This is a genomic window from Thalassotalea fusca, from assembly GCF_053485835.1.
The window spans coordinates 1-1,851 of sequence record NZ_JBQRUN010000037.1; the positions used below are offsets into that span (position 1 = coordinate 1).

1 rRNA gene is annotated in these 1,851 nt (G+C 49.5%); it reads right to left on the minus strand.

The window, feature by feature from the left end:
- Positions 1-56: 56 nt before the first annotated feature.
- Positions 57-1,597, minus strand: a 16S ribosomal RNA gene (locus ACSLUK_RS19855).
- Positions 1,598-1,851 lie beyond the last annotated feature (254 nt).

A 1,851-nucleotide genomic window follows, 5' to 3' on the forward strand; every position in this document is an offset into this window, starting at 1 on the left:
TACTTTCGTTATCAGTGCAATTTGTGTGAACACTCAACATCGTTAATTGTTCAAGATAAGGAGGTGATCCAACCCCAGGTTCCCCTAGGGTTACCTTGTTACGACTTCACCCCAGTCATGAATCACAAAGTGGTGACCGTCCTCCCGAAGGTTAAACTAGCCACTTCTTTTGCAACCCACTCCCATGGTGTGACGGGCGGTGTGTACAAGGCCCGGGAACGTATTCACCGTAGCATTCTGATCTACGATTACTAGCGATTCCGACTTCATGGAGTCGAGTTGCAGACTCCAATCCGGACTACGACGTACTTTGTGGGATTCGCTCCACCTCGCGGTCTTGCTGCCCTCTGTATACGCCATTGTAGCACGTGTGTAGCCCATCCCGTAAGGGCCATGATGACTTGACGTCGTCCCCACCTTCCTCCGGTTTATCACCGGCAGTCTCCTTAGAGTTCCCGACACTACTCGCTGGCAAATAAGGATAGGGGTTGCGCTCGTTGCGGGACTTAACCCAACATTTCACAACACGAGCTGACGACAGCCATGCAGCACCTGTCTCAGAGTTCCCGAAGGCACTAATCTATCTCTAGAAAATTCTCTGGATGTCAAGGGATGGTAAGGTTCTTCGCGTTGCATCGAATTAAACCACATGCTCCACCGCTTGTGCGGGCCCCCGTCAATTCATTTGAGTTTTAACCTTGCGGCCGTACTCCCCAGGCGGTCAACTTAGCGCGTTAGCTACGCTACCCACGAATCAAGTTCACAGACAGCTAGTTGACATCGTTTACGGCGTGGACTACCAGGGTATCTAATCCTGTTTGCTCCCCACGCTTTCGTGCCTCAGCGTCAGTATCTGTCCAGGTGGCCGCCTTCGCCACTGATGTTCCTTCCAATCTCTACGCATTTCACCGCTACACTGGAAATTCCACCACCCTCTACAGTACTCTAGTTGACCAGTTCGAAATGCAGTTCCGAGGTTAAGCCCCGGGATTTCACATCTCGCTTAATCAACCGCCTACGCACGCTTTACGCCCAGTAATTCCGATTAACGCTCGCACCCTCCGTATTACCGCGGCTGCTGGCACGGAGTTAGCCGGTGCTTCTTCTGTCGCTAACGTCACAGCTAGCAGATATTACCTACTAACCTTTCCTCACGACTGAAAGTGCTTTACAACCCGAAGGCCTTCTTCACACACGCGGCATGGCTGCATCAGGCTTTCGCCCATTGTGCAATATTCCCCACTGCTGCCTCCCGTAGGAGTCTGGGCCGTGTCTCAGTCCCAGTGTGGCTGATCATCCTCTCAAACCAGCTAGAGATCGTCGCCATGGTAGGCCATTACCCCACCATCTAGCTAATCTCACTTGGGCTAATCTAAAGGCAAGAGGCCCGAAGGTCCCCCTCTTTGGTCCGTAGACATTATGCGGTATTAGCAGTCGTTTCCAACTGTTGTCCCCCACCTCAAGGCATATTCCCAAGCATTACTCACCCGTCCGCCGCTCGACGCCTGATAGCAAGCTATCATCGTTTCCGCTCGACTTGCATGTGTTAAGCCTGCCGCCAGCGTTCAATCTGAGCCATGATCAAACTCTTCAATTAAAAAATCGTTTGTGCACCGAAGTGCGACTCAATGAATTCTGTACTCTTTTTATCTCACTTAAAAAGTGACATAAAAAGCAAAACTTGCATTACTTTAAAAGTAAATTTTGTTTTGTGTGTCATTCATCATTAAGTTAATGTGCAGACAAGCTGCTTATTTCAATTAACATTAATGTGAGTGCCCACACAAATTGCATGATAACTAATTGTTAAAGAGCGATTCTTATCGAATCTCGCTAGACATCGCATTCGTG